Here is a 7,141-nt window from a genome sequence, read left to right on the forward strand (position 1 = left end):
GCGCAAGGAACGAAGGGAAAGCCAGTAATGAGCGCCGACAGAGACGCGAGGCTGAGGCAAAGATTCCGAGCCGCCTCGAATGTGATCGGGCTTCTTGTAATGGCCGCGGGCGCGGTTGTTCTCCTGGGCTGGGCGTTGGATATTGCCCTGCTAAAGAGTCTCGTCCCCGGCCACGTTACCATGAAGGCGAATACCGCCTTCTGTTTCGTTCTCCTGGGAAGCGCCCTCTGGCTCTTGCAGGAACGTGTCCCGCATTCCCGATTCATGAACGGCCTGGGGCATCTTTGCGCGGCCTTCGCCATGGTGATTGCCGTCTTTACGCTGCTCGAATATATCTCGGGTCTTCAGTTCGGCATTGATGAAGTGCTCTTTCTCGATGATGAGCATGCGGTTCATACCTTTAGCCCGGGCCGCATGGCATCCATAACCGCCATCGGTTTCCTGCTGATGGGGCCGGCGTTGTTGTTGACGCATCGTCAGACCGCGCGCGGTTTCCGCTATTCCGATGCTTTCGTGCTCCTCGCCTTTCTTGTGGTCCTGTTTCCGTTGACTGGCTATCTCTACGGCATTACCGTTCTGGTTGAATTCATGCATCCGCATACGGCGATGGCGGCACACACGTCGATCCTGTCCCTGCTGCTGTTGCTGGGCATTCTCTTCATGCGGCCGGACCGCGGTTTCATGGTGCTGGCCACGGCCGGCGGCGCGGCCGGCATCATGATGCGCGTGCTGCTTCCGGCCACCGCGGTCGCGCTGCTGCTCATGGGCTGGGCCCGCATGCTGGGCGAGCAGGTGGGCTTGTACACGTCCGAGTCGGGAACGGCGCTGTTTGTAGTATTCCGGGTGGTCTTGCTCGGCGCGCTCATTGTTTGCGTCACGGTTCTGGTCCGGCGCCTGGAGCGTGTCCGCGACGAGGCGCAACGGGATCTGGAGGAAGCGAATCTCAACCTGGAGCAACGCGTGCGGAAACGCACGCGGGAGGTGGAAGAGTCCAACAAGTCGCTATTGGAAGAGGTGCGGCACAGGGCGCAAGCGGAAGAGGCGCTGCGCGACAGCGAGGGGCGCCTGCAGGCGATCGTTCATGGATGCCCGATAGCGCAGTTTGTGATCGGCCGGGACCATAGGGTCATCTCGTGGAACAAGCCTCTGGAGGAATACACCGGGATTACCGCAGAGGAAGTGCTCGGCACTACTCAGCAGTGGCGCGCCTTTTATCCGTCGGAGCGGCCCTGCCTGGCGGACTTGATATTGGACCATGCCCCGGACCATGTCCAACAGTGGTACGGGGACAAGGCGCGGCCTGCGAGACTGGTGGAAGAGGCCTTTGAAGCGACGGATTTCTTCCCGGCGCTGGGAACAAGGGGGCGGTGGTTGTATTTCATGGCCGCGTTGATTCGGGGGCCGGAGGGTGAGGTTATCGGCGCAATTGAAACCCTGGAAGACATCACGGACCGCAAACGCGCGGAAGAAGACAAACTCCTGGATGAACAGCGCCTTGAGACGCTTCTGAAACTGAATCAGATGACTCGTGCCTCCTTGCGGGAACTTACCGACTTCGTGCTGGAAGAAGCGGTGCGCCTCACAAAGAGCGAGATCGGTTACTTGGCGTTCACGAACGAGGACGAGAGCATCCTGACCATGTACACCTGGTCGCGCCACGCCATGGAGCAATGCCTGATCCAGGACAAGCCGCTTATCTATCCCGTGGCCGAAACCGGACTCTGGGGCGAGGCAATCCGTCAGCGCAAGCCGGTGATCACCAATGATTACACCGCGGCCAACCCGCTGAAAAAGGGCTACCCGGAGGGCCATGTGCCCGTCTTGCGCCACATGAACATCCCCGTGTTCGACGAGGGCCGTGTTGTCGCCGTCGCCGGTGTGGGCAACAAGGAGGAACCCTATGAAGAATCCGATGTGCGGCAGTTGACGCTGCTGATGGAGGGGATGTGGCGGCTCTATCTGCGCACGCGCAATGAAGACGAAATGAAGCGCATGCGGGTCTATTTGCAGAACGTTATCGATTCGATGCCGTCCGTGCTGGTCGGCGTGGACACCGAGGGCGTCGTCACGCACTGGAATGCCGAGGCGGCCCGAATGACGGGACTGCGGGAACAGGAATCGAAAGGGCGGCACATCGGAGATGTGTTGCCCCAACTGCAGCAACAGCTCGAAAAGGTGCGCGCTGCCATACGCGAGGGACACGCCCTGGAAAACGAGCGCTTTGTCGTGCATAGCCAGGAAGAAGGGCTGCAGCATTTCGACCTCATGATTTACCCGCTGGTCGCCAATGGCACGAAAGGCGCCGTTGTCCGGCTCGACGATGTCACCACCCGAGTCCAGATCGAGGAGATGATGGTGCAGACGGAGAAAATGATGTCGGTCGGCGGGCTGGCCGCGGGGATGGCCCATGAGATCAACAACCCGCTCGGCGGCATCCTGCAGGCGTGTCAGAACATCGAGCGCCGCACGGACCTGGCGTTGCCCAAGAACGTCGAAGTGGCCCAAGCCATTGGCGCGGACCTTGCTCTCGTGCGCCGGTATCTGGAAGAGCGCGGGATTCTGAACTTTGTCTCCGGTATTCGTTCGGACGGCGCGCGGGCGGCGGCGATTGTCTCCGATATGCTGGCTTTCAGCCGGCGAAGCGAGTCGCGGCTGGCGCCCACAGACCTGACCAGCGTGGTCGACACGGTACTGCGGCTGGCAGCCAACGATTACGACCTGAAGAAACAGTATGACTTCCGGAGCGTGAGAATTGTGCGGGAGTTTCAGCCCAACCTGCCGCTCGTGCAGTGTGACAAGACCAAGATGGAACAAGTGCTTCTGAACCTGGTCAAGAATGCGGCGCAAGCCTTGGCGGGATGCGGTAAGAGCGCTGCGCCCGTCATCACCGTGCGTTTGACGCAGGAGCCGCATCATGCATGTATTGAGGTCCTGGATAACGGGCCGGGCATCGAAGAATCCGTCAGGCGGCGCGTGTTCGAACCGTTCTTCACGACGAAGGAGGTAGGGGTCGGCACGGGCCTGGGCCTGTCGGTCTCTTATTTCATCATCACGAAACAGCACAAAGGCACGTTAAGCGTTGAGTCAACCCCCGGCGAGGGCACCCGCTTCATTGTCCGGTTGCCCCTCAACGAAGAAGCATGACGAACGATGACGCAAATACTGCTAGTGGACGACGAGATGACGGTGCGCGAGACACTGGCCGCCTATCTGGAGGATGACGGTTTCCACATCCTGGAGGCTGGCAGCGGCGAGGAGGCCGTGCACTTGCTCGAGAAGGGCTGCCGGCCAAAGGTCTGCATCATGGATATGCGCCTGCCAGGCATGGACGGCCACGACGCTATCCTCGCGCTGCATGCGCGCATGCCCGAATTGCGCTTTCTCATCTACACCGGATCGTTGAGCTATGGATTACCCGATGACCTGCGGGCGATTGGGATGGACGACGCCGCGGTATTCCGTAAACCGGTCCAGGACATGCGGCAGTTAGCCGATACCGTGCGCAGCCTGATGGCCTTGGGAGCAAACGGCCATGCATGAACCACCGAGAATTCTGACTATCGAGGACGTGGACACCGTTCGCCACAGCATCGTCGGCTATCTTTCTGACAGCGGCTACGAGGTGATCGAGGCCGAAAACGGGCGCGTCGGGTTGCAGCGCATCCTGCTGGACCGTCCGGACGTGGTTCTCTGCGACCTGCGCATGCCGGAACTGGACGGGTTGGATGTCCTGGCGGAGATTGGCCGGTTCCTGCCCGAGACGCCCGTGATCGTGGTGTCGGGCACTGGCGACGTGCAGGACGCCGTGCAGGCGCTGCGCCTGGGCGCCTGGGACTACATCATGAAGCCGATTCAGGACATGGCCGTGCTGGAGGATTCGGTCAAGAAGGCCATCGAGCGGTCCAAGCTCATCATTCAGAATCGGGAGTACCGCGAAAACCTGCTGCGGAGTAATCGGGAACTCGAGGCGAGCCTGCGGAGCCTGGAAGAAGCCAAAGCGACGGCGGAACTGGCGAACCGCGCCAAGAGCACGTTCCTGGCCAACATGTCGCATGAGATCCGCACGCCCATGAACGCCATCATCGGCATGACCGAGATCCTCAGCGACACCGGCCTTACGGCGGAGCAGCGCGATTTTGTCGAGACGATCCAGCATTCCGGCGAGGGGCTTATGGATATCCTGAATGATATCCTCGACTTCTCGAAGATAGAATCCGGGAAGATCGAATTGGAGCAACTTCCGTTCGACCTGCATGACCATGTCGAACGTATTGCGGACACGATCGCCCAGCAGGCCGATGCCAAGGATATCGAACTCGGCGTACTGATCGACCCGGACACGCCAAGATATGTGCTCGGCGACCCCGTCCGCTTGCGCCAGATACTCCTGAATCTTCTGCACAATGCGGTCAAGTTCACTTCGCAAGGAGAGGTGGTCTTGCGCGTGTACCCGAAGCCCGGCGATGGGCCGCCCCTGCCCGACGGAGTACGATTTGAGATTCGGGACACGGGCATAGGAATCCCCGCGGAGCGGATTCCGCTGCTGTTCCAGCCGTTCATGCAGGCGGACGCGTCCACCACGCGCAAATATGGCGGCACAGGCCTCGGATTGGCCATCTGCCGGCGGCTCGTTGAATTGATGGGCGGGGATATCCATGTGGAGAGTGCGACGGGCGAGGGTTCCTGTTTCTGGTTTCAGATTCCGTTGTCGAAGACGGAAGAAACGCTCGCTGCCGTGCCGGACATGCTGACCGTCGAACTGCGCGGGCTTCGTGTGCTGATTGTCGACGACAATCACACAAACCGCCTTATCCTGCGCATGCACCTGGAACGCTGGGGCTGCAAAATCACGGAGGCCGCGTCGGGAAAGGATGCGCTCGACCTGATGCGGGAAACCGTTGCCGCCGGCCACGCGTTCCGGCTGGCGCTGGTCGATCTCCAGATGCCCGAAATGGACGGAGAGACCCTGACGCAACGGATCAAAGAAGACCCTTTGCTGAGCGGCACCTCGGTCGTGCTCCTGACTTCGCTGGGATGCCGGAAAAGCGCGGATGAGCTGGTCCGGATTGGATTTGAAGGCGCGCTCTGCAAGCCGCTGAAGCAGGCGGCGTTGTTGAACTGCCTCACCTCGGTGCTCGCTCACAGGCCGCAGGAAGGGAAGCGGTCCGTTTCGGGATTTCTGATGGAAGGGACCACGGGCTCAGGCGTGCATCCGCCTTTTCGCATCCTCGTGGCTGAGGACGTGTCGGCCAACCAGAAAGTCGTGCAGCAGTTTCTCGTGCGCGGCGGTTACCACTGCACGGTTACCGCGAACGGGCGGGAAGCGCTCGAAAGGCTGGCCGAGGAGGACTATGACCTCGTGCTGATGGACTGTCAGATGCCGGAAATGGACGGCTACGAGGCGACACGCCGCCTGCGGGAAGAAGAAGGCCCGGCCAAGCACACGCCTGTCATTGCCATGACCGCTTCCGTAATGAAAGGGGACCGCGAACGCTGCTTTGACGCAGGGATGGACGACTACCTCGCGAAGCCCATAGGCCGCGCAACGCTGTATTCCGCATTGCAGCGCTGGCTGGAGAACAAGGCGGCGGTGAAGCTGCGTGTGAAAACGGGTCCGCCGGCGGTAACCCCGGAAACGGAAGACGGCGACCCGCTCCCTGTGCAATTGGACTACCTGACCAAGTTCACGGGCGCGAATAGCGCGTTTCTGCAAGAGCTTGTTGACACGTTTCTGCAGGAGAATCAGCAGCATCTGGAGAGTCTGCTCGCGGCAATCGAAAACGCCGACTTGAAGCAGACGGAATTCCATGCGCACGCGATCAAGAACGGCGCCCTTACATTCCATGCGCCAAGTATTTCGGAAATCGCGCTGAAAATGGAACACGCGGCCCGTTCCGGAGACCTGCGCGCGGCTTCCGGGCTGGCGAATCCGCTGCGGGAAGCTTACGATCAAGTTGTGTCGTACTTGAAGCGTCACGTGCTGGAAAGCGCTGGCCAATCGCAAGAGTAGCCTGTTCAACCCGCGGCGATGCGGGTTGCATGAGGCTGCAAGACGCGAGGATTGCCGTGTGACGTAGCCGCATGGGTTGAATTCGCGGCGGAGAGGTTTCTAAGCTGGCCCTCTATGGTTGCTTCGCTCACCGCAGGCATCGTTCTTGGTCTTTCGGCGGGCTTTTCGCCCGGTCCGTTTCTCGCGCTGGTCATTTCTCAATCGCTGGAACATGGCGCGCGGGAGGGCGTCAAGGTCGCCATGGCGCCGTTGATCACGGACGTGCCCATCGTCCTCGTATCGGTTCTGCTGCTGGCGCGGCTGGCTGATTACCACATTGCTCTCGGCGGGATCACGCTTGCGGGCGCCTTGTTTCTCGTGTATCTCGGCTGCGAGAGTCTCCGGACAAGCGGCTTTGAACCCGAGGCGCGGCGGGCCGGTCCGCAATCGCTGCGCAAGGGGGTGCTGGTCAACTTCCTGAACCCGCATCCGTATCTCTTCTGGCTGACGGTCGGCTCGCCCATCCTCGTGAGGAGTTGGGCGGAAAGCGCGGTCACGGCGGCTGCATTTCTCGCGGCGTTCTATGGGTGTCTGGTGGCCTCCAAGGTCCTGGTCGCGGTGTCGGTGGGCCAGTCGCGGCGCTTCTTTGCCGGCCGGCCTTACGTGTATGCCATGCGTGTGCTCGGGGCGTTGCTGCTGTTGTTCGCGCTATTGCTGTTCCGGAACGCCCTGGAGTTTCTGCGCATGGCGGGATAGCCGGGAATCACGCGGCTGGAAATGAGCCGCCCGCCGCGGCGGCGTTATTGCGCGCTTTCCGCGGCAAGCTGACCGGGCGCGAAAGGGGGAAACGGCGCGGACTCGGCCGAATCCCTGGCCGCCAGGCCGATATTCCGTACCCATGCCGGCGGTTCCAGTGCGGCAAGGTCGCGGCGCGGATGCTTCCAGGCCTTGGCGGCTGCGGCGTACACGAGTTCGAGCGCGTGTACGTAATCGGAGTCGTCCTTGTCCGCGTAGACGGCCTGTTCACACCGCTGCAATCCTCCCGCGGATGAGGCAAGGGGCGCGGCCAGAAAGCGGCTTCGTTCGGGCCGCATAAGGTCGATCCAGTCGAGACGCGTGATCTCCGCCGCGTCGTGGCACGCCGCGCAGCGC

5 protein-coding genes are annotated in these 7,141 nt (G+C 61.4%); 4 read left to right on the plus strand and 1 reads right to left on the minus strand.

All coding sequences use genetic code 11. From position 1 onward, the window contains the following. Positions 1–27 precede the first annotated feature (27 nt). The 4 genes from KA184_10640 to KA184_10655 all read left to right on the plus strand — a co-directional run bounded on the left by KA184_10640 (position 28) and on the right by KA184_10655 (position 6,745). The gene (locus KA184_10640; GenBank protein ID MBP8130022.1) at positions 28–3,144 is read left to right on the plus strand and encodes a GAF domain-containing protein; all 3,117 of its coding nucleotides are present in this window, start codon (positions 28–30) and stop codon (positions 3,142–3,144) included. 6 nt (positions 3,145–3,150) lie between these two features. After that, positions 3,151–3,540, plus strand: coding sequence for a response regulator (locus KA184_10645; GenBank protein MBP8130023.1), 390 nt, complete (start codon positions 3,151–3,153; stop codon positions 3,538–3,540). Further along, positions 3,533–6,010 carry a response regulator gene (locus tag KA184_10650; GenBank protein ID MBP8130024.1) on the plus strand — a complete coding sequence of 826 codons (2,478 nt, stop codon included), beginning with the start codon at positions 3,533–3,535 and terminating at the stop codon, positions 6,008–6,010. The genes KA184_10645 and KA184_10650 overlap by 8 nt, the downstream gene beginning before the upstream one ends. 114 nt (positions 6,011–6,124) lie before the next feature. Continuing rightward, entirely contained in the window at positions 6,125–6,745 is a 621-nt protein-coding gene (locus tag KA184_10655; GenBank protein ID MBP8130025.1) for a LysE family translocator, read from the plus strand. 44 nt (positions 6,746–6,789) lie between these two features. Here the strand turns inward: KA184_10655 and KA184_10660 are convergent. Then, positions 6,790–7,141 (minus strand): hypothetical protein (locus tag KA184_10660; protein MBP8130026.1); only part of this gene is annotated, 352 nt, incomplete at its 5' end.

It is taken from the genome of Candidatus Hydrogenedentota bacterium, from assembly GCA_018005585.1.
GTDB lineage: Bacteria > Hydrogenedentota > Hydrogenedentia > Hydrogenedentales > JAGMZX01 > JAGMZX01.

Bases quoted from the DNA above. Each gene is read 5' to 3' on its own strand.
- KA184_10640 (MBP8130022.1), top strand. From the start codon at position 28: ATGAGCGCCGACAGAGACGCGAGGCTGAGGCAAAGATTCCGAGCCGCC.
- KA184_10645 (MBP8130023.1), top strand. From the start codon at position 3,151: ATGACGCAAATACTGCTAGTGGACGACGAGATGACGGTGCGCGAGACA.
- KA184_10650 (MBP8130024.1), top strand. From the start codon at position 3,533: ATGCATGAACCACCGAGAATTCTGACTATCGAGGACGTGGACACCGTT.
- KA184_10655 (MBP8130025.1), top strand. From the start codon at position 6,125: ATGGTTGCTTCGCTCACCGCAGGCATCGTTCTTGGTCTTTCGGCGGGC.